15 protein-coding genes are annotated in these 21,539 nt (G+C 41.9%); 8 read left to right on the top strand and 7 right to left on the bottom strand.

Translation table 11 applies throughout. The annotated features are described in order from the left end of the window. Positions 1 to 33: 33 nt before the first annotated feature. From Q0502_RS04955 to Q0502_RS04940, 4 genes are all read right to left on the bottom strand, one after another. Positions 34 to 792 (bottom strand): ATP-binding cassette domain-containing protein, encoded by a 759-nt coding sequence (locus tag Q0502_RS04955; protein WP_298647890.1) that lies wholly within the window; start codon positions 790 to 792, stop codon positions 34 to 36. Continuing rightward, the gene (locus Q0502_RS04950; RefSeq protein WP_298647887.1) at positions 789 to 1,739 is read right to left on the bottom strand and encodes an iron chelate uptake ABC transporter family permease subunit; all 951 of its coding nucleotides are present in this window, start codon (positions 1,737 to 1,739) and stop codon (positions 789 to 791) included. Before Q0502_RS04950 ends, Q0502_RS04955 begins: the two co-directional genes overlap by 4 nt. A gap of 134 nt (positions 1,740 to 1,873) precedes the next feature. After that, positions 1,874 to 2,815 (bottom strand): iron chelate uptake ABC transporter family permease subunit, encoded by a 942-nt coding sequence (locus Q0502_RS04945; RefSeq protein WP_298647884.1) that lies wholly within the window; start codon positions 2,813 to 2,815, stop codon positions 1,874 to 1,876. Between the two features lie 333 nt (positions 2,816 to 3,148). Continuing rightward, on the bottom strand, positions 3,149 to 3,871 hold the full coding sequence (locus Q0502_RS04940) for a GntR family transcriptional regulator (protein WP_298647881.1): 723 nt from the start codon (positions 3,869 to 3,871) through the stop codon (positions 3,149 to 3,151). A 120-nt stretch (positions 3,872 to 3,991) separates the two neighbouring features. On the opposite strand from Q0502_RS04940, the gene Q0502_RS04935 reads away from it, so the two are divergent. From Q0502_RS04935 to Q0502_RS04900, 8 genes are all read left to right on the top strand, one after another. Then, the gene (locus tag Q0502_RS04935) at positions 3,992 to 5,731 is read left to right on the top strand and encodes a class I mannose-6-phosphate isomerase (protein WP_298647878.1); all 1,740 of its coding nucleotides are present in this window, start codon (positions 3,992 to 3,994) and stop codon (positions 5,729 to 5,731) included. Positions 5,732 to 5,742: 11 nt separating this feature from the next. After that, positions 5,743 to 6,906: an MFS transporter gene (locus tag Q0502_RS04930; RefSeq protein WP_298647874.1), complete on the top strand. Its 1,164-nt coding sequence runs from the start codon at positions 5,743 to 5,745 to the stop codon at positions 6,904 to 6,906. Beyond that, complete coding sequence (locus tag Q0502_RS04925) at positions 6,896 to 7,990, top strand: ROK family protein (protein WP_298647872.1); 1,095 nt, start codon at positions 6,896 to 6,898, stop codon at positions 7,988 to 7,990. The genes Q0502_RS04930 and Q0502_RS04925 overlap by 11 nt, the downstream gene beginning before the upstream one ends. A gap of 110 nt (positions 7,991 to 8,100) precedes the next feature. Next, entirely contained in the window at positions 8,101 to 11,070 is a 2,970-nt protein-coding gene (locus Q0502_RS04920; RefSeq protein WP_298647871.1) for a TonB-dependent receptor, read from the top strand. A gap of 12 nt (positions 11,071 to 11,082) precedes the next feature. After that, the gene (locus Q0502_RS04915; RefSeq protein WP_298647868.1) at positions 11,083 to 12,675 is read left to right on the top strand and encodes a RagB/SusD family nutrient uptake outer membrane protein; all 1,593 of its coding nucleotides are present in this window, start codon (positions 11,083 to 11,085) and stop codon (positions 12,673 to 12,675) included. 125 nt (positions 12,676 to 12,800) lie between these two features. Then, positions 12,801 to 13,934, top strand: a complete 1,134-nt coding sequence (locus Q0502_RS04910) for a SusE domain-containing protein (RefSeq protein ID WP_298647865.1) — start codon at positions 12,801 to 12,803, stop codon at positions 13,932 to 13,934. Between the two features lie 114 nt (positions 13,935 to 14,048). After that, entirely contained in the window at positions 14,049 to 15,269 is a 1,221-nt protein-coding gene (locus Q0502_RS04905; RefSeq protein WP_298647862.1) for a glycoside hydrolase family 76 protein, read from the top strand. A gap of 200 nt (positions 15,270 to 15,469) precedes the next feature. Further along, positions 15,470 to 17,833, top strand: a complete 2,364-nt coding sequence (locus Q0502_RS04900; protein WP_298647859.1) for a GH92 family glycosyl hydrolase — start codon at positions 15,470 to 15,472, stop codon at positions 17,831 to 17,833. A gap of 10 nt (positions 17,834 to 17,843) precedes the next feature. Here the strand turns inward: Q0502_RS04900 and Q0502_RS04895 are convergent, their stop codons facing one another. From Q0502_RS04895 to Q0502_RS04885, 3 genes are all read right to left on the bottom strand, one after another. After that, a complete protein-coding gene (locus tag Q0502_RS04895; protein WP_298647856.1) occupies positions 17,844 to 19,049 on the bottom strand; it encodes an LL-diaminopimelate aminotransferase in 1,206 nt (401 codons plus the stop codon). Between the two features lie 57 nt (positions 19,050 to 19,106). Then, positions 19,107 to 19,946 carry a diaminopimelate epimerase gene (dapF, locus tag Q0502_RS04890; protein ID WP_298647854.1) on the bottom strand — a complete coding sequence of 280 codons (840 nt, stop codon included), beginning with the start codon at positions 19,944 to 19,946 and terminating at the stop codon, positions 19,107 to 19,109. Positions 19,947 to 20,229: 283 nt separating this feature from the next. Continuing rightward, positions 20,230 to 21,537: an ABC transporter permease gene (locus Q0502_RS04885; protein WP_298647853.1), complete on the bottom strand. Its 1,308-nt coding sequence runs from the start codon at positions 21,535 to 21,537 to the stop codon at positions 20,230 to 20,232. Between the last annotated feature and the right edge of the window lie 2 nt (positions 21,538 to 21,539).

Below are 21,539 nucleotides of genomic sequence, written 5' to 3'. Positions count from 1 at the left end.
AAATCCCAAATCTTGAATCTTAAATCTTGAATTTTAAACAAAATAATTGCAGACTTTCTTCTGATTAAATTCCGATACAGTGATCGCGATATCGAACACATCTTCCAACACTTTCTCGTTGATAATGTTATCGGTCGTATCACAATATTTCACTTTGCCATCCTTCAGGGCGACAATATAATCGGAATAATGCGATGCGAAATTAATGTCGTGCAGCACGATGATGATGGTTTTCTCCCACTCATCCGCCAGCCTGCGCAAGGTCTTCATTGTTTGTACCGAGTGCTTCATATCCAGGTTGTTCAGCGGTTCGTCGAGCAAAACATATTCCGTATCCTGCGCCACCACCATCGCCATGTAGGCCCGCTGTTTCTGCCCCCCGCTCAATTCGTCGATATAGGCATCTTCAATATCTTTCATATCCAAAAAACGGATCGCCCTGTCCACTTTTTCCTTGTCCTCGTCGGTCAGCTTGTCCTGCGAATAGGGGAACCGGCCGAATGACACCAGTTCCCGCACGGTCAGCTTCAGTCGCACGTGATTGGATTGCTTGAGTATGGAGAGCCGCTGTGCCAATACCTTGTTCTTATAGTCCGTCACGTTCTTTCCGTCCACCATCACAACGCCCCCGTCTTGTGCCAACAGCCGGCTGACAATGGAGAGCAGCGTACTTTTCCCGGCGCCGTTACTCCCGATGAGTGAGGTGATCTTTCCTCTGGGAAACTGCAGGTCGACACCGTCCAGCACAATTTTTTTCCCATAGTGTTTCGATATCTCTTTTACTTCAATCATAATTTCCTTACGCGTAACAATAAAAACATAAAATACAATCCGCCCACCAGATTGATAATGGCGCTTACAGGGATGGAGAGGTGGAAGAGCCGCTCCATCACGAACTGCCCGCTCAGCAACGTGACGGCAGTGACAAGACAACAGGCGGCAATGATAATACCATGCCGGTGGGTTTTAAACAACTCGTAGGTAAGATTGGTTACCAGCAAACCCAGGAAAGTGATCGGACCGACCAGTGCGGTAGAAACCGATACCAACACAGCGATAATCACTAAGAAGAGCTGCACCGTGCGATTGTAATTCAATCCGAGGTTAATCGCCTGATCCCTGCCCAATGCCAGCACGTCTAAGTATTTGGTGGTACGGAAACCAACGGTCAGAAGCACGAGCAACACGGCCGTTGAAGGCCACAGCAAATCACGGTTTATCTTGTTGAACGTGGCGAACATCTTCCCCTGCACGATAAAATAGTCGTTCGGATCGATCAGTAACTGCATAAACGAGCTGAGGCTATTGAACAGCGTACCCAGTATAATCCCGACTAATAGTAGCAAATAGAGATTGTCCTTGCCTTTTTTATAGATCAATATATAGAGCAGAAAGGCAAATCCTATCATGCCCAGCACCGACAATGAAAAGTTGTCCAGGCTGCTGAGCACCCGGTATGTTTGATCACCGTAAACGAAGACGATCACGGTCTGGATCAACAGGTATACTGACTCGAACCCCATGATGGAAGGGGTGAGTATACGGTTATTCGTAAGCGTCTGGAAAGCGACGGAAGAGTAGGCCACACAACAGGAAACGACAAGGATAGCTGCCACTTTTACACTACGCAGGCGCAACGCGAACTCCCAATTATTCCCCATATTATAGAAAAGGAAAAGGACTGCCGCCACCAATAGCAGCAAGGTCACGATCAGAAAATTCTTCTTTATCCTTTTCATACAATTGTTTTATTTCTTTACATCAAGGTGGATGGAACTCGCAATAATAAGATGTGTCAATTTACTGATTTATTGATTAAATAATTATCAAATCGTTACATCACCACATCATTAAATCGACTTACATATCTCCTTCATCGTTTCCTGATTATCAAGATGAGAAAAATGACTGCCCCGATAATACTTACTGTCACCCCGATCGGAACCTCGTAGGGATAGATCACCACCCGCCCCGCAATATCGCACAACAGCAGGAAAATGGCTCCCGACAAGGCGACTAAAGGCAATGTTTTCTTCAGGTTATCTCCAAAGAGGAGGCTCACCACATTCGGGACGATCAGTCCCAGAAAGGGAATGGCCCCAGCGGTAATCACCACGGCGCTTACCGTGAGCGATACACAGAAAAGGCCGATATTCATGATCGCCGCGTAATTCAATCCCAGGTTCCTGGAAAAATCCTCACCCATCCCTACTACGGTGAATTTGTTCGCATAAAGGTAGGTGATGATGATGGCAGGCAGGCTCAGGTATATCATTTCGTAGCGCCCCTGCAGGATACCTGAAAAATCACCCATCATCCAGGCATTGGTATCCTGCACGATGTTCAGCCTCACGGCGAAGAAGGTGGATATCGAACCGATAATCCCCCCGAACATCAATCCCACCAACGGCACAAACACCATGTTGCGGTAGCGTATCTTCCGCACGATGGCCAGAAAGATCAGGCTGGCAACAAATGTAAAGAGGAAGGCAAGCATCATTTTTATAGCCGATCCTGCCGTGGGAATAAAGATCAGGAAAATAAGCAGTCCCATTTTGGCTGCTTCGAGCGTACCGGCCGTAGTAGGAGAGACGAACTTGTTCTGTGTCATCTGTTGCATGATTACCCCGGACACACTCATCCCTACCCCGGCCAATATCAATGCAGCGGTCCGGGGGATACGGCTGATGGAAATAAGCGCCAGCTTTTCCGCATTCCAATGGAAAATATCAGCAATAGAGATATCTGCCACCCCTACAAACAGGGACAACACAGAACAGACGAGTAAAATAAATGTAAGAACAAGCGTCTTCAAACAACCTCCTTTGTATTATCGGCATGAAATCGCACACAACCACTTTCCACAACGTGATTGTCATAGAAAAACGATGAAAAGCCGATTGATCAAACTACAAAGGTACAAGCAGACTTTATTCCTTACAATAGCAACAAATAAGGATTATTTCCCTTTTTATGTCACTTTGAGTACCTATTATATAGGATAAGAGGACCTCACCTGATCAATTGATAAGGAATTCCTGATATTTTTCATAATAATATATTCAAAGTATGCTGCTGATATTCGATTCTCCCCTATCCCACTCAATAGTGGAAAGATGAAGGTGATAGTGATAGATTAATACATCAACTATATACCGTTGCGAACGGACTCTATTTTGTAGGTAAATGAATCCGCGCGATACCAACCGATATTGTATTCTATCGGCAGTCCGTTTGTATCAGTCACTGCCCTTTTCCGGATTAATATGGGGTCACCGGTTTCGATTTCCAGTTTTGAAGCGATAAAGTTATTGGCAGGCGCAGCACTTATTTCTTCTCTTGATGTTTTTACGACAATGTGATAGTCGTTTCTTAGTATCTCATAGAGCGGCCTGTTGAAATTTTCCGTTCCGTTTAAAGGGACTTCCGGATTAAATTCAGAGACAAAATAGACAAATGGAAAATTGACTTTCCCTCTTAACCTCTCTATACGCAGCACTTTAGTGTTCTCAGGAACTGAAAAAAAAGATCTTGCTTCTGCACTGGCCATCTGTTTGCTGATATGCAGTTCAAAATTCTCAATTTCCATGCCTAAAATTTTCATTTCCTGCGAAAAACTCAACCAATTAGTGGCTTCGCTATAGATATTTTTTTCTGCCACCCTTGTGCCGACGCCTCTTTTACGAATAAGGAGCCCTTCCCCAACCAGTGTGTTGATGGCCTGTCTTAGGGTATTCCGGGACATTTTCAATTGTTCAGACAATTCGATTTCATTGGGAATCAACTCCCCATCGCTGAATTCCTCCTGTTCTATCAATTTTCTGAGGTAGGACTCAGCTTGTTTGTGCAAAGGTATCTTGTTATTACCCATATTTTTTTGACAAAGTAATAGAAAAATAAAAAAAAATCAAAATAATTTGGAGTTATTTATTTTCTTTTATACATTTGCCGCATCTATATGTTCAAACAAATATAAAACATGTTCAACCATATGTGTAAAAACAACTCTCAGTATGACAAATACCCCGCCACTTCCATTGAAAATGGAACCCTTATTAAAGGCTGGGAAAATATTCTGAATCAAATCACTCCGGTAACCGACACCCATATAGTCGCTATTGAATGTTATACCGGCATTTACTACGAGCAACTCATCTCTTATTTCAGAAATATCCCCCACGCATTATTTGTGGATACCGCTCAACTTTTCAAAGCTGAAAGTGAAATTCTTCGGATTACAGAAAACTTTATGAAGGAAGATATTTTGTTCGGCTATTTGAGCAATCTATCTATCTGGGATTATTTTGATGAAGAGAAAATAATTGCCATCCATCAGGAAATAAAATCCGCACAAAAAAACGGGAATATCATTCTATTTGGTTATGGAAGCTCATACGTCATAGAACCGGATACGCTGGTATATGCCGATATGCCTCGCTGGGAAATACAGCAAAGGATGCGAAAAAATGAAGTTACAGGTTTAGGCGTTGATAACAAAAATGAGGCATTTTCTCTTCAATATAAACGGGGCTATTTCAATGACTGGAGAGTGTTGGACAAGCACAAAAGGACATTGTACCAACATATAGATTATTGGTTGGATACTACCGGAAAAGAGCCGAAGCTTATCGACAAAAAAACATTTTTTGAGGGTATTGAAAAGACAGCGCATAAACCATTCAGGGTGGTCCCTTTCTTTGACCCGGCACCGTGGGGAGGACAATGGATGAAAGAAGTCTGCAATCTGGACAAATCAGTCAGCAATTTCGGCTGGTGTTTCGATTGTGTTCCCGAAGAAAACAGTTTACTATTAGAGATTGACGGAGAGACTTTTGAAATGCCATCGGTCAACCTGGTATATTTGAAAAGCAAAGAATTATTGGGTGAACCGGTCGAAGCAAGGTTCGGGCAGGATTTCCCTATTCGTTTTGATATTCTGGATACAATGGGAGGAGGAAACTTAAGCCTTCAGGTGCACCCTACTACTCAATTTGCAAGAGATCGCTTCGGATTACCATACACGCAGGACGAAAGCTATTACATGATCGATGTAAAAGAGGATGCAAATGTTTATTTGGGATTAAAAAAGGGAATTGATCGCAATGCCATGATCGATGATATCGAGAATGCGAATAAAGACCCAAAACTAAATTTCGATGATGAGAAGTACATTCATACTATTCCCGCAAAGAAACATGATCATTTTCTGATACCTGCAGGCACCATTCATTGCTCAGGAAAAAATTCAGTCGTGCTTGAAATCAGCGCTACTCCCAACCTGTTTACTTTTAAGCTATGGGACTGGAGCCGGCTGGGGCTGGACGGAAAACCGAGGCCCATCAATATAGAAAAGGGAAAACAGGTCATTCAATGGAACAGAGATACCGATTACGTTACCTCCCAATTAGTGAACCGGTTTAAAGAGATTGCCCGGGGCGAAGGATGGGCAGAAGAAAAAACCGGCTTGCACCAAACGCAGTTTATAGAAACAAGGAGGCACATCTTTACAGGGCCGGTACCGCATATGACAAACGATTCGGTCAATGTTTTGAATTTGGTGGAAGGTGACGAGATCATCGTGGAAAGTCCGGATGGTAGATTTGAACCCCTTATCGTACACTATGCAGAAACCTTCATCGTACCGGCTTCTGTAAAAGAATATACCATCAGGCCACATGGCAAATCTGCCAGCCGGAAATGCGTAACCATTAAGGCAAGTGTCAGATTTTAAACAGATACAAGATGAACAACGACAATGCAAAATCAGGTTGGGTTCCTAAAGTAGCCGTATTCTTCGGTTTCTTTATCATGGGATTTGTGGATGTAGTAGGTATTGCTACCAATTATATAAAAATAGATTTTGATTTATCGAGCACACTTGCAAATACCATTCCCATGATGGTATTCCTGTGGTTCGCGGTTTTCTCTATTCCTGCCGGGATCCTGATGGGACGGATCGGCAAGAAAAAAACGGTTTTACTCTCTCTTGCTCTCACGACCTTAGCGATGATCATACCGTTTATCAGTTACACTTTCCCTACGGTTTTGACAGCCTTTGCATTACTTGGTATCAGCAATACGGTCCTGCAGGTCTCACTCAATCCATTGGTGGCATCCATGTTTAAAAAAGAGAAAACGGCAAGCGTACTGACTGCGGGGCAGTTCATCAAGTCCATCTCATCGCTGTCAGGCCCCATTATCGCGGGTGCCACGGCAAGTTATTTCCTAGATTGGAAAATGACTTTCGTCGTTTTTTCCGTTATCTCCTTGCTTTCCGTTTTACTATTACTATTCTCAAAAACAGAAGAATACGGGCTTGAGAACAGGCAAAGTACTTTCAAGAGTGCATTGACTCTTTTGAAAGATAAGTACATTTTGTATTGCTTTCTAAGCATTTTATTTATTGTCGGTCTGGATGTAGGAATAAACACCTCGGCCCCCGAATTGCTGATGAAGCGGATGGGATTGGAGCTAAGCCGTGCCGGGCTGGGTAGCAGTGTCTATTTCGCGGCAAAGACAATAGGCGCTTTCGCGGGAACCCTACTTCTTTTAAAATTTCGACCCCTTCGTTTTTTAAGGTATTCACTCATCTTTGCCATTATTGCTTTTGCTGCATTGATGTTTGTCCAAAATCTTTGGCTCTTACTGATCCTTATATTCATTATCGGGTTTACCTGTGCGAATGTTTTTTCGATCGTTTTCTCGTTTGCTCTACAGAAAGACAGGCAACGTTCAAACGAGATCTCGGCACTAATGATCATGGGTGTTTCGGGCGGAGCCGTTATTTTACCCCTCCAGGGTTTGATGAATGACAACTTCGGATTTTCGGCCGCCCTGTCCGTCCTTCTTCTCTGCTTGGTTATAAATCTATTACTCACAAATATTTTCAAAGAAAATGGACAATAGAGATAAACGAACGGTATTAACTCTCGATGCGGGAGGAACCAACTTTATATTTTCGGCCATACAAGATAATCAGGAGATCATTGATCCGGTAGATTTTCCGGCGCATCCGGACAATTTGCAAAAATGTTTACATTCTATTGCTACCGGCTTTAGGGAAGTAATGGGAAGAATAAATGATGAACCTATAGCCATCAGTTTTGCATTTCCCGGCCCGGCCGACTACGAAAACGGCATTATTGGCGATTTGCCCAATTTTCCTGCTTTCAGGGGAGGTATCGCATTAGGACCTTATCTGGAAGAAAAATTCGGATTACCGGTCTTTATCAATAACGACGGGAATCTCTTCGCCTATGGTGAAGCGCTTGCAGGGGCATTACCGGAAGTCAACCAACAACTGGAAGCTACCGGAAACCCCAAAAGATACCGCAACCTGCTCGCTGTCACCCTTGGTACAGGTTTCGGTGGCGGCGTGGTAATAGATAACAGGCTTTTATCGGGCGACAATGGCTGCGGCGGCGATGTCTGGTTATCAGCAAACAAATACGACCATCGTCTCCTCGCCGAAGAGGGCGTAAGTATCCGCGCCGTGAAACGGGAATACCGTGAACTTTCGGGAGATGAATCGAATATCTCTCCGAAAGAGATTTTCGAAATTGCCGAAGGAACAAACCCAGGTAACAGGGAAGCCGCGATAAAGAGTTTTGAAAAACTAGGAGAAATTGCCGGCTTCACTCTTTCCGAATCGCTGAATATTGTGGATGGAATAGTTGTCATTGGCGGAGGGATCGCGAATGCGCATAAATATATCCTTCCCGCGATAATCAAAGAAATGAACGGAGTCAGAAAAACCGTCAAAGGTGATACTTTTCCCCGGTTGCAAATGAAATCCTATAATCTGGAAGATGAAAACGAGAAGGCGCTCTTTCTGAAGACCGAATCAAAAATCGTAACCGTCCCCGAAAGCAAGAACACCGCGATATATCATGCGGTAAAGAAGATCGGCGTAAAAACAAGTAAGTTGGGAACCAGCAAGGCCATTGCAATTGGGGCGTATAATTTTGCTCTGAATCAGTTAAATAGATGAACCTATAAATAAAATAAATTAGTAAAATTAATTATTGCATGAAAAATCAAAATGTAAATTTAAAGACGTACTGTCATGATAAGAAAATAAAATTACCTGTTATTCTTATTATGTTGTATTTTGCAATTACCCTACAAATGATGGGGCAGAGCAGTCAAACATTGAATGGAAAAGTAATTGGGACTAATAATGAGCCAATTATCGGAGCTACTATTAGGGAAGTGGGTACAGACCGGGGTACCGTGACAAATATTGATGGAGATTTTTCTTTGACTATCGCTCTTGGGAGTCAGATTCAAATCTCATATATCGGCTATCAAACACAGACAATTACCGTAACAAATTACAATAATATGGTCATTAATTTGGAAGAAGACCGGCAATTATTGGATGAGGTGGTAGTTGTAGGCTATGGAACCCAAAGGAGGATTAATCTAACAGGGGCTGTTTCTACCATTTCCACAAGGGATCTGGATGGGAAACCTATCGTAAATGTAGTTGAAGCCCTTCAAGGAACAACCCCCGGACTCATTATCCAGCAACAAAATTCTCAACCGGGAGCAAGATTAGGAATCCGCATCAGAGGTGAGAGAACGATGAATGATAATAATCCCTTGGTTATTGTGGATGGGATTGTCAATGAAGATATCCAAAACGTAAACCCTTCCGATATTGAGAGCATTTCCATACTAAAAGATGCGGCATCCACTGCTATATACGGTTCAAGGGCATCAAACGGAGTAATACTTATAACCACCAAAAAAGGCATAAAGGGAAAAGCCAACATACAATATGATTTCATTCATGGAATTCAGACGGCAACTTTTTTACCCAGAATTGTCGATTCCTGGATATATGCCGAACTACGCAACGAAGCATTGGTCAACTCGGGAAGAAACATCCGTTTTACTCCCGAAGAAATCCGGAATTTCCGGGAAAATGGCCCTAACGTAAACTGGATGAAAGAGATTTACCGGGATTCAGCACCTCAACAAACGCACAATTTGTCCGTAAATGGGGGCAATGAGAACACCTCTTATTTAATATCCGCCGGATATATGGATCAAAATAGTTTGTTTAAAGGGGACGATTACGGACATAAAAGATATAATACAAGGCTGAACCTTGAAACACAGGTTTCAGAAAAACTCAAATTGAGTACAAACCTATCGTATGTCCGCAATCAGATTCAGGATCATGCCTATTGGACAGAATGGATCATAGAGCAGGCAACACGAATGCCTTCCATTTATCCTGTAAAAGATGAGAATGGTAATTATACGTTACCAAGTGGCAGCAACACCAACGCTTTGGCAAGATTAGAGACAGGTGGTTACCGCCAAAATAAAAACGATGCGCTTTCTGCAACCATATCGGCAGAATATACTATTTTGGAAGGATTGTCATTAAAGGGGATGATCGGAGGTAAATTGAATAACGATGTGATGCATGAAAACAGGAAAGCAATCCCCGGTACCGGAGACCAGGAAAATCGTTTGACCGAAGATTTCGGACGAACCCAAAATATTATAGGGAATATACTTCTCACATACGATAAAAAAATAGAAAACCATTTATTTGGATTTTTGGCCGGATACAGTTATGAAGGCCTTAATCATAAGAGATTTCAAACATATCGTATAGATCAAACTGATTACGATATCCTGGTAGGTGAACAAAGAGATAACACCGGAAACGTCGGATGGGCTCACGATTGGACATTACCTTCTATCCTGTACAGATTCACCTACAATTATAAAGACAGGTACATGTTTGAATTCAATGGAAGAAATGACTGGTCATCCAGATTTTCTCCTAAAAACAGGCATGGGTTTTTCCCCTCGGTTTCGGCCGCATGGAACATTGCAGAAGAAGAATTCTTCGCTAATGTAAAAGAAACAATACCCTTTATGAAGATCAGAACATCGTGGGGATTATCAGGGAATAATAATGTAATGACTGATGGCAGTATCGATAACTATCAATATTTGGCAGGCATATCAGTTTTAAATGGATATAATTTCGGCTCTGCTATGGTGCCGATTGCTAATTATACTGTTTACAATCCCGATATAAAATGGGAAACAACACGTATGTTCAATATCGGAACAGATATAGCCCTATTAAACAATGCATTGAGATTCACAGCCGATTACTTTAACGATAAAACATATAACATTCTTGTAAATCTGCCTTTGACCGGATTATACGGATACGGAAGAAATTTCCCCGCACAAAATGCCGCAGTGGTAGGAAATCGTGGATGGGAACTATCTGCTGAATATAATTTTAAAACAGGAACAGTAAATCATCTTATCAGTGGAAGAGTATCGGACTCTCAAAACAAAGTTATTGATATGAAGGGAACTGAAAGAATAGACGGATTTGATGTAAATACGATCCTGAAAGAAGGTTACCCGATGTTTTCATATTACGCTTACAGATGGGATGGAATATTCCAAAACGAACAGGAAGTCCAGGCCGGTCCCTGGTTAGACGGAATCACTCCCAAGCCCGGAGATTTAAGATACATAGATAAAGATGGTGATGGCTTGGTAAAAGAAAGCGATGACCGTTTTATATTGGGTAACAGATTTCCTCGTTATAATTATGGTTTTAACTACGGTTTTAACTGGAAAGGATTGGATTTCTCTATGCTTTGGCAAGGAGTTGGAATGAGAAGTGTTTGGTTAAGAGGAGAATCGGTGGAAGCATTCCATAATAACAATGAAGGACCTGTCTTTGATTTTCATATCGACCGATGGACACCAAATAATCCCAATGCAACATACCCTCGATTGACCGTAGGAGCAGAATCTGCAAACAACGCGGCAAAATCCGGATTCTGGATTGACGATGCTGCTTACTTAAGGCTTAAAAACATCCAATTGGGATATACCTTTCCACAAAATATCACCAATAAATTGTCAATTAACTCCTTAAGAGTTTTTACAAGTTTACAAAATGCACTGACTTTTACACAAATGAAAGGCGGATGGGATCCTGAAACAGCAGATGGTAGTGGACGCATTTATCCGGTAAACAGAGTATTGGCTTTTGGATTAAATGTTAAATTTTAAAATATCATCACTATGAAACTAAATAAAAACCTGATTAAATCATTAATTGTCATATTCCTGGCGACTTCTTGTCAAGATTTAGACCTGTTGCCTTATGATAGAGAAACCGATGCGAGTTTCTGGAAAAAACCCGAATCGGCTTTGTATATGGTCAACAAATGCTACTCTGAAATAACAGATGCATTTGAGATTCTGTATTCCGATGCAATGACGGATAACGGATACACAAAAGTTTCCAATGCATTCAATCAAAGTATCGGAAACGGATCTTATTCCACTTCAGACCAATATGTTGCTGCCGTGTGGGATGGAAAATACAGTGGAATTAGAAATTGTAATCTTTTACTCACCAATATTGACAATGTCCCTAATTTGAATGATGAATTAAAGAACAGATATAAAGCAGAAGCTATGTTTATCAGGGCTTTTCATTATTTCGAACTGTATTCAAAGTTTGGAGATATACCCTATTTTACCCATGTATTATCTGTAAATGAATCTGAGACTATCGGACGTACGCCAAAAGCGGAAATTGTTGAAAATATTTTAATTGATCTGAATGCAATTATTGATAACAACCATCTTCCTACATCCTATTCCGGTAACGACACAGGTAGGGCGACCATTTGGGCTGCTATGGCTTTAAAGGCCCGTATACTTTTATTTGAAGGTCGATACAACGAAGTGAAAACCGTTACCGGTAATATTATTTCCGACGGGGGATTTACATTGTTTCCAAGTTATGAGGGTTTATTTAAAATTGAAAATGAGAATAATCAGGAAGTAATTTTCGATTATCAGTATATGCCCATAACCCGTGAACATAATGTTCAATATCATTTCGTACCACCTTCTTTGGATGGCTATTCCCAATTATCTCCCCTTCAGGAATTAATAGATTCTTATATAACTTTGGACGGGTACAATATCGATAATGCACCGCAAGGAAGTTTCAACATCAATGATGAATTTAACAACAGGGATCCCCGCTTAAAGGCAGCGGTTGTATATACAGGCAACAGCTACGTAAAAGCTGACGGTACTGAGGCTGTTATTAATTGCGATCAGGGAGCCAACCCCGACGGGTATGGGTACTCATCGAATAGTACTGCAACAGGATATTATCTTAAAAAATACTGGGACAATACGTACAGAGCCAATTTAATGTCCGGATTGAATATCATACTTATTCGATATGCTGATGTTTTGTTGATGAATGCGGAAGCGCTCGCTGAATTAGGAGAGTTGGATGAAACAGCCTGGAATAATACAATAAGGATTCTTCGTCAAAGAGCCGGGTTTAGCGACAATCGGGCATTGAGTTTTCCTGCATCCGGCAACCTTGTTGAAATCGTTCGTAATGAAAGAAGAAACGAGTTGGCTTTCGAAGGATTAAGGCATAAAGACATCATCAGGTGGAAAATTGCCGAAAACGTATTAAATGGCTGGGCACACGGTTTACATACAGGAGAAGTAATAGGAACGGATAACGGCTATATCCGTGTAGAAAACCGGACATTCGACCCGGCCAAACACTACTTATGGCCTATTCCCCAAAAAGACAGGGATATCAACAAGAATTTAACCCAAAATCCAAAATGGTAATTAAAAATTGAAGTTTATGAAACGAGCGTATAAATCATTTTACACAAGAGCAGGAATTACGAAGTAATCGACGTAGTCAATATTGCGAGTTCCATACACATTAACGTAAAAAATAAAATAATCGTATGAAAAGAATTATATACTTAAGTTTTATCTTCGTTTTACTGATAAGCTGCGAGAAACAATATGAACTCTCAACCGGGTTCACACCTCCCACTGATTTAGAATCTCCTTTAAAAGTGGATATTGATGTAAAATCAACAGAAAACATTCTCTTAAAATGGACGGGGGGTAGTGCAGAGGACGGATCTTATGTAACTTATGAAGTTTTGTTTGACAAAACCGGCGGTGATTTTTCGAATCCTGTCTATCGTACATTTAGCGACAATGGTGTGGAATCTGTTTTAACACTCACTCATGTAGCTTTAAACAGTATCGCGCGTAACCTCGGGATTATACCCGGAGAAACAGGAAACATCATCTGGACCGTAGTTGCTTCTAAAGCAGGAGAAATAAAACAATCGGGGCTTACTGAAACAATAAGTGTTACCCGCGGTGAGGGATTGGAAATACCGGCTACATTATTTCTGTACGGATCGGGCTCTGAAAACGAAGGGCAGCAAGGATTCGAATTTCGACAAGAATCGGAAGGGAAGTTTGTTATATACACCAAAGTACAAGGAGATGGACAATTAATTTTAAGATCTGCCGAAGACGAAAACGCCATACAATATTATTATGCCGACGATAAACTAATGGAAGGTACCCAAACAATATCCTTATCTTCAAATGAATTTCCCTACAGAATTACAGTAGATTTCAATACACTATCGTTAAAGACTGAAATAATTTCCGGAGTACGTGCTATTTGGGGTGCAAATTATGATACTTTCGGGGAACTGAATTATATTGGAAATGGCATATTCCAAGCCGACAACTGTGAAATTAGATTTATTCAGCAAAGCAGGCCCGAAACCAATCCGCCAAGCTGGTTGAGCTGGATAGAAGAACGTTACTATTTTATTGCAACAATAGACGGCAATGAGTGGTGTTGGGGACGAAAAGACGGGATCAGCCCCGAAAGACCTACCGGGGGTGAACCTTTATCATTCTATGAAATAGGAGAATTCCCATGGAGCCAATGGGATCATCTATGGAAGATGAGCGGCTCATTGGACTTAAGGAAATGTACAATTATCATAAATACGAATCTCGAAAATATGGTCGTACATCAATTTTCTAATATAACTCCGTTGTAAATCTCACGGAAGACATAAGAGCGGGACACGACGTCTTTGGTTTCAGATGTACTACATGAAATTGAAAACTTCGTGTCCCATACAACAATTAAAAACTAAACAAATAGTATACAAATGAAAAAATACATCTTGTTTATACTCGTTCTATCCATATTTTCTCCCATCATTGCATGCAATGATGGATCGGAACCCTATACTCCTCCAAAAGAAAAAGAAAATCCTGATAATCCCGTACCAGTAAACTCTGGAGAAAGGGCGAAGGAAGTTTTTGATCTTATAAATGCAAAATATTCAATCGGTCAAACAGGTTTTTACAAAGAAAGTCATCCGTCGCAACCTGGAGATCCTCAATATGCATACTTATGGCCCGTGGTAGCGATCAATAATGCAGCCGCTACATTAGAAAAATTGGGATATGATATTCCTTATGAAAAAATGATAGGTACATTTCAAAGTTATTTGAGTACAGGCCGTGCAGGAAACAACATATCCGCTTACAGTTCATCGACAAATGGCTCAACCGGACAAGGGACCAGATTCTACGATGACAATTCCATAGTGGGTTTGAGCTTATTAGAGGCTTATTCCATCACCAATGACGAATCTTACAAAGAATTGGCAAAAGATATAATTCCTTTTCTTAAAAGTGGGATCGATCCGATTTTAGGCGGGGCATTATGGTGGAATGAAGACGAAAAAAACATGATGGATAATCCTAACTCAAATAAACCCACTTGCTCAAATGGGTACGCAACACTTTTTCTTTTGAGATATTTCCACGTTTGCGACGATTCTGAAAAACAAGAGATTTTAAATTTAGCAAGAGATTTATATAACTGGCTTAGTGATAACTTATTTGACCCAACAACAAAATGTTACTGGAACGATAAAAATGTAAAAGGAGAGATAAACTATACTATTTGGACATACAATACAGGGGTAATGATTCAAAATGGAATAGAGTTATATAAAATAACAAGCGACAGAAAATATTTAGACCAGGCGATTGAATCAGCTATTGGTTCATACGATTATTTTGCAAAAATAAGAAATGGAATCTTATCTTTTCCCGATCATGATCCCTGGTTTAATACGAAACTATTGCGTGCTTACATTGATATTCTACCCTATCATTCGACTGCCAAAACGTATATAGAAACTTATTCCAAATTGATAAATTATGCATATGACAACGCCCGTACTTCAGATAAATTATTTTATGAAGACTGGACCGGAAAACAACCGAACCGGTATTATTTATTGTTGATGCAAGCGGCTGTGGTAGAATCTTATGGTGCTATCGCGTTATATGAAGAACAGTCTGAAGATAATTGATCATAACTTGCAGCAAGATATTCAGAGAATTGCGGCCTGTTATTGTTTCAATTTCCTATTCTCAATTCATACGGGCGATCTGTCGGAAAAAATAGTACACGAACCTGTATTAGTGTTCAATAGAGATAGGAATAACGAAAATGATCAATAATTTTGTCTAAAAGCCAGATAATAAAGATAATAACTTCAACAATATAAAAATGAAAAAAATAATTTTTCTTACATTATGGTGTATCATATTCATGAACTGTACATCCGGACATGATAAAAACAACAATTTTGAAGAAGATTTCACGCAATACGTCGATCCAAATATCGGAACAGTGCACAGCCGCTGGTTTTTCTACACCCCGGCCTCCTTGCCCTTCGGAATGGCAAAATTAGCACCCTCTACAAACGGATCTTATGGAAATAAAGAGGGGTGGGAAGCAGTTGGTTATGAAGATGGTCACACCTCTATTGAAGGCTTTGCCTGTTTTCATGAGTTCCAGGTCGGAGGTGTTATGTTGATGCCGGTGGTAGGGGAAGTCAAAACCCAACCCGGCAGTTTTGAAAATCCTGAAGAAGGATACCGTTCCTACTTTGAAAAAGCTACTGAAACCGCTACTCCAGGGTATTATAGTGTTACACTTAATGATTATAATACCAAAGTTGAGCTTACCGCAACTGAGAGAGTCGGCTTACAACGATATATTTTTCCCGAAAGCGACAGTTCATATATCATTTTCGATATCGGAAACCGCCTGGGTGAAAGTGGTGCGGTGAAAGATGCTCATATCCGGTTAATAGACAACCAAACCATAGAAGGGTTTGTAACTACCATTCCTGAATACATTAAAAAATATCAAAGCGGAGCCGATCTCACCATGTACTTTTACGCGAAGTTAGATAAACCCATCGAAGAAAGCATTGTATTCCATCGCGGGGAAACACCGGTACAAGAAAATGAAATAAACGGTATCGGCAGTACAATGGCCGTTAGATTCAATACAGTCCAAAATGAAAATATCCTTGTAAAAATTGGCCTTTCATATACTTCTGTCGAAAATGCCAAGTTGAATTACGAAACCGAAGCGGCGTCCAAAACATTTGAAGAAGTAAAATTAAATGCTCACACAATTTGGAAAGAAAAACTCGGAAGAATAAAGGTATCAGGAGGAACAAAGGAGGATAAAGTTAAATTCTACACCGGGCTTTATCACGCCATTTTAGGAAGAGGTATAGCCAGCGATGTGAATGGTGCCTATCCGAAGAATGACGGTGGGATCGGACAAATTGAAACTGATGCCAAAGGAAAACCCGCTCACAACTATTACAATACCGATGCTATATGGGGTGCCTTTTGGAATCTTACTCAATTATGGACACTCGTTTATCCCGAATATTTTTCAGATTGGATAAAAAGCCAGCTATTGGTATATAGAGAAACAGGTTGGCTGGGTGATGGTATTGCCAATAGTAAATATGTTTCCGGCGTAGGCACCAATTTTACAAGTCTGGCCATTGCTGCAGCCCATAACTGCGGCATTCGGGATTTCGATGTAAATATAGGTTATGAAGCTGCACTTAAGAACGAAATTGAAAGCAAAAACCGTATAAAAGGTGCTGGAAAAATGGATGTAGGATTATTTGTTGACATGGGATATGCTCCCTATGTTCCCGAAATTCAATGGACAACTACGCCCGAAGGTTCCATGTTCGGAACATCGCACACGTTGGAATACGCTTTCAGCTGTTTTGCCGTTTCCGAATTTGCCAAAGCGCTTGGGAAAGAAGAAGACAGGAAACTCCTACAACGACTTTCGAAAGGATGGGAACTGGTTTTCGATGAAAAAATGAAGCTGATGAGGCCTCGATTGAAAAACGGTGAATTTCTGGAACCTTTCGACAAACTTGCGCCCTGGGTAGGCTTTCAGGAAGGAAATGCAGTACAATACACGTTTTATGTTCCGCACGATATCGAAGAACTTATTCAGCGCGTCGGAAAAGACGAATTTAACACCAGACTGGACAGCATTTTCACTCTCTCACAACTCGATGTGTTTGGCGGAGGTAAAGAAATCAATGCCTTCTCCGGCGTACAGGCACTATACAATCACGGTAATCAGCCCAATTTACACATTTCCTGGTTATTTAATTTCTCGGAAAAACCATACTTAACTCAAAAATGGACACGCGCCATTTGCGATGAATTTTACGGAACGGGCGGAGTTCACGGTTATGGCTACGGACAAGATGAAGACCAGGGACAGTTGGGCGCCTGGTATGTGATGGCCACGATGGGACTATTCGATGTAAAAGGGTTGACTGAAACAAATCCTCAAATGCAATTGGGGAGTCCGCTTTTTGACAGGATAGAAATTACATTAAACGACAAGTACTATAATGGGAAGTCGTTTATAATAGAAACAGAAAACAACTCGAAAGAGAACAAATACATTCAATCCATAACGCTAAACGGACAAAAACAGGAATCAGTATTTATTCCTTTTAATGACATCATTTCCGGAGGAAACATAAAACTAACAATGGGGGTAGATCCAAACAAAGAATTAAAGCATTAAACGGAAAATTCTATACCCAACCTTTGATCCTCTCTACCGCCTCAGCAGTCTTCTCATGGCTGTTGAAGGCGGTCAACCGGAAATAGCCTTCACCTTTGGAACCGAAGCCTACGCCCGGTGTGCCTACGATATGGCACTCTTCGAGCAGCCGGTCGAAGAATATCCAGGAATCCGTTCGGTCGGGACATTTCAGCCAGATATACGGGGAATTTTCACCGCCGAAGAGCGTCCAGCCCTTTTCTGTCAGTCCCTTCCTGATCATCTCTGCATTGCGCATATAGTAAGAGACCATATCGCGTACTTCCTGCTGCCCTTCCGGGGAATAAACGGCTTCGGCAGCTCTTTGCACGATATAGGGCGTGCCGTTGAATTTAGTAGATTGACGGCGGTTCCACAAACTGTTTAGAGATACTTGGCTCTCCCCCGCAGACCTTGCTACCAGCGATTTCGGGACCACAGTATAGCTGCATCGTAGGCCGGTAAATCCGGCGTTTTTAGAGAAGGAGCGGAATTCGATAGCGCATTCTTTCGCCCGCTCAATTTCGTAAATACTACGGGGCACTTCCTTATTCCGGATAAAAGCCTCGTAGGCAGCATCGAACAGGATAAGACTCCTGTTTTCCAATGCATAATCCACCCATTGTTTGAGTTGTTCTCTGCTCATCACCGTTCCCGTAGGGTTATTGGGATAACAGAGATAGACCACATCCGGACGTTGCGAAGGCATTTCGGGGAGAAAGCCGTTCTCTTCGCCACAGGAAAGCAACACGATCTTCGGGGATCTGCCCAGACGCATGATATTGCTGTCAAGATAGACAGGATAGACAGGATCAGTAATGGCCACGATATTATTCTCTCCCAGAATATCGCCGATATTCCCCGTATCGCTCTTGGAGCCGTCACCTATAAAAATTTCGTCGGGCGAGATATCAATCCCTTTCTGCCTGAAATCGATTTCCGTTATTTTCTCCCGCAGAAAACCATATCCCTGTTCCGGTCCGTATCCGCGAAAAGTCTCTTTTACCGCCATTTCATCCACGGCATTGTGCATGGCACGGATGACGGCGGGAGGCAGGGGCAGCGTTACATCGCCGATCCCCAGACGGATGACATCGGCCCTGGGATGTGAAGCGCTGAATTTCTCTACCCTTTTGGCTATGGTACTGAACAGGTAACTTTCATTCAGTTGGAGATAGTTTTCGTTGATTCGGAACATATTTTTGATTTGCTGATTTGCTGATTAACTCATTAGCACATTATTCACATTGGCACATTAAAAAACTTCTCCTTTGAAAACAAAATGGGCATCGCCGATAAGGAAGACCTGGTTATTGTCTTTCTCCCACTCAACATCAAGGATACCTCCTTTTAGCCGGAGCAAGGCCTTAGGGTCGCAGCGATCCGTAATCACTCCCGCCACCAACGAAGCGCATGCGCCACTACCGCAGGCCATAGTTTCTCCGCTTCCTCTCTCCCATACGCGCATCTTCAGATGTGCCCGGTCGATCACCTCGATAAATTCCACATTCGTACGTTTCGGAAAGAGAGGATGGTGTTCGATTTTCGGCCCGATTTTTTCGATCTCCAGATCATCGATACCTTGCATAAAGATGACAGCGTGCGGATTTCCCATGGAGACAAATGTAACATAATACTCCTGACCGTCAATTTCAACGGGATAATCAATCATCTCGGGGAGCATAACCTGAGAACGGAGCAAGTCCGAAGCGGAGAACGCAGCTTTTCCCATATTCACCCTGACACTTTCTACCTCATTGTTATGCGGGTTCACCGTCAATGAAAGATGTTTTATACCCGATTTGGTATTCAGCGCAATCTCCTTTTTTGAGGTCAATCCTCTTTCATAAAGATATTTACCCACGCATCGCGCCGCATTACCGCACATCGCGCCTTCACTGCCGTCGGCATTAAACATCTTCATGGAGAAATCACCCTCTTCGTCAGGCCCGATAAGGACAAGCCCGTCACTCCCGACGCCAAAATGGCGGTCGCTCAGTCTGCGGGACAATAATGCAGGATCATCCACCCGCTCCTCGAACAGGTTGACATAGATATAGTCGTTGCCCGCACCGTGCATTTTTTCAAATTTCATACGCTTATTTTATTTTTTTCGGTGTATGGAACCTTTGATGTGTAAAATAATTATTCCCCTCGGATGTTTAATGATTATTTTAAACATGTCGGTTTCATATGAGTATATTTTACTGTCTTTATACGTTATCAATAAAAAAAAGCACATGCGTGATTTCATAGAAATCAGGCACATGCTTAAGATTAATATAACAGAAAAGAAACCTTTTATGTTTACAATCAGTTATTATAACTGCAAAAATACATCTTTTTGTCGGTTTTTTATGCGAAACATGAGCAAAAATTTATTTATATCTTATCCACTTTATCATTTCTCTGATCGATGGTTTTTTGCCGTACATCAGAATACCTACCCGGTAAATTTTGGCGGCAAGGATAGAGAGAAGCACAAATGTCCCATAAAGCAGCAGGATGGATAACAGCTTCTCCCACAAGGGAATTCCAAAGGGGATACGCACCATCATCACGATAGGCGAACTGAATGGAATCAATGATGCCCAAAAAGCCAGTGGCCCGTCGGGATTATTCACGCTATAAAATCCGGCTAAGAAAGCGAATACGATAATAAGCGTTACAGGCGTCATAAACTGGCTTGTATCCTCCTCGCTATCCACTGCCGAAGCAAACATGGCAAAAATAGACGCATACAAGATATAGCCTCCGATGAAAAAGAGGATGAAATAAAAGCCGATCTCCAGCCAGTTGACAGCCATGACCGTATTCAGGATTCCCTCCATATCGAAATTACCCATTTCGGCCGGCATAGTGTTCACCTGACCGGGAGAGGCGATAAAAAAGGATAATCCGCTGAAGAACAGACCCATTAATCCACCCCAGATAACCAACTGGGTAATTCCTACCAATCCGATCCCCACTACTTTACCCACCAGCAGGTTGACCGGCTTTACGGAAGAGACCATCACCTCTACGATCCGGCTCTTCTTCTCTTCCAGCACCGCCTGCATGACCATGTTCCCGTACATCAGTATAAACATGTAGATAAGGATCGTGAACAGCATCCCGATGATAGTAGCAAGTTCGGTAGACGATTCCGACACACCTCCGTCCCCGTCAAGGCGCAATGTCCGCAAAGATACCCTGGATCCTTCTTCCACGATTGATCGCACCTGTGTAATGGCCTCCCTGTCCACATTGCCCGACGACGAGAGTTCATCAAGTTTTTGTTGTGTCACCTTCTCGCTCAATGTCCTCACTATCATCGACTGCAACTCCTGCGGCGCCTGTTTCTGGGAGGTGAGCGAAACTGCCCGCGGGTTTTCGTTCAGATCCCCGGTAATCTGCAAAATAGCAAACAGATCCTTTCCCAGTCTCGATTCCGGCTCCTGTTGTTCCGATCCGTCTATGACCTGAAACTGGTAAGCGTCCGTAGACTTCAGCAGGGGAGCATAAATCCCCGTATTGTCTATCACAGCCACATTTTTCACACTCCCGTCGTTGAGTGTGGAAAGCCACAGGGGCACTAATGACAGGGACACCATCAATAACGGCATAAGGAGCGTAAGGATAATAAATGATTTTTTTCTTACCCTGGTAATATATTCTCTTTGGATTACTAAACCTACTCTGTTCATAA

It is taken from the genome of uncultured Proteiniphilum sp., from assembly GCF_937873925.1.
In the GTDB taxonomy this organism is placed as follows: Bacteria; Bacteroidota; Bacteroidia; order Bacteroidales; family Dysgonomonadaceae; genus Proteiniphilum.
Note: the sequence above shows the minus strand (reverse complement) of the source record. Positions and strands in the feature narration are given on the sequence as shown.

Coding starts and splice junctions, on each gene's coding strand:
- Q0502_RS04955 (WP_298647890.1), bottom strand. CDS start 792: ATGATTGAAGTAAAAGAGATATCGAAACACTATGGGAAAAAAATTGTG.
- Q0502_RS04950 (WP_298647887.1), bottom strand. CDS start 1,739: ATGAAAAGGATAAAGAAGAATTTTCTGATCGTGACCTTGCTGCTATTG.
- Q0502_RS04940 (WP_298647881.1), bottom strand. CDS start 3,871: ATGGGTAATAACAAGATACCTTTGCACAAACAAGCTGAGTCCTACCTC.
- Q0502_RS04935 (WP_298647878.1), top strand. CDS start 3,992: ATGTGTAAAAACAACTCTCAGTATGACAAATACCCCGCCACTTCCATT.
- Q0502_RS04930 (WP_298647874.1), top strand. CDS start 5,743: ATGAACAACGACAATGCAAAATCAGGTTGGGTTCCTAAAGTAGCCGTA.
- Q0502_RS04925 (WP_298647872.1), top strand. CDS start 6,896: ATGGACAATAGAGATAAACGAACGGTATTAACTCTCGATGCGGGAGGA.
- Q0502_RS04920 (WP_298647871.1), top strand. CDS start 8,101: ATGTTGTATTTTGCAATTACCCTACAAATGATGGGGCAGAGCAGTCAA.
- Q0502_RS04915 (WP_298647868.1), top strand. CDS start 11,083: ATGAAACTAAATAAAAACCTGATTAAATCATTAATTGTCATATTCCTG.
- Q0502_RS04910 (WP_298647865.1), top strand. CDS start 12,801: ATGAAAAGAATTATATACTTAAGTTTTATCTTCGTTTTACTGATAAGC.
- Q0502_RS04905 (WP_298647862.1), top strand. CDS start 14,049: ATGAAAAAATACATCTTGTTTATACTCGTTCTATCCATATTTTCTCCC.
- Q0502_RS04900 (WP_298647859.1), top strand. CDS start 15,470: ATGAAAAAAATAATTTTTCTTACATTATGGTGTATCATATTCATGAAC.
- Q0502_RS04895 (WP_298647856.1), bottom strand. CDS start 19,049: ATGTTCCGAATCAACGAAAACTATCTCCAACTGAATGAAAGTTACCTG.
- dapF (WP_298647854.1), bottom strand. CDS start 19,946: ATGAAATTTGAAAAAATGCACGGTGCGGGCAACGACTATATCTATGTC.
- Q0502_RS04885 (WP_298647853.1), bottom strand. CDS start 21,537: ATGAACAGAGTAGGTTTAGTAATCCAAAGAGAATATATTACCAGGGTA.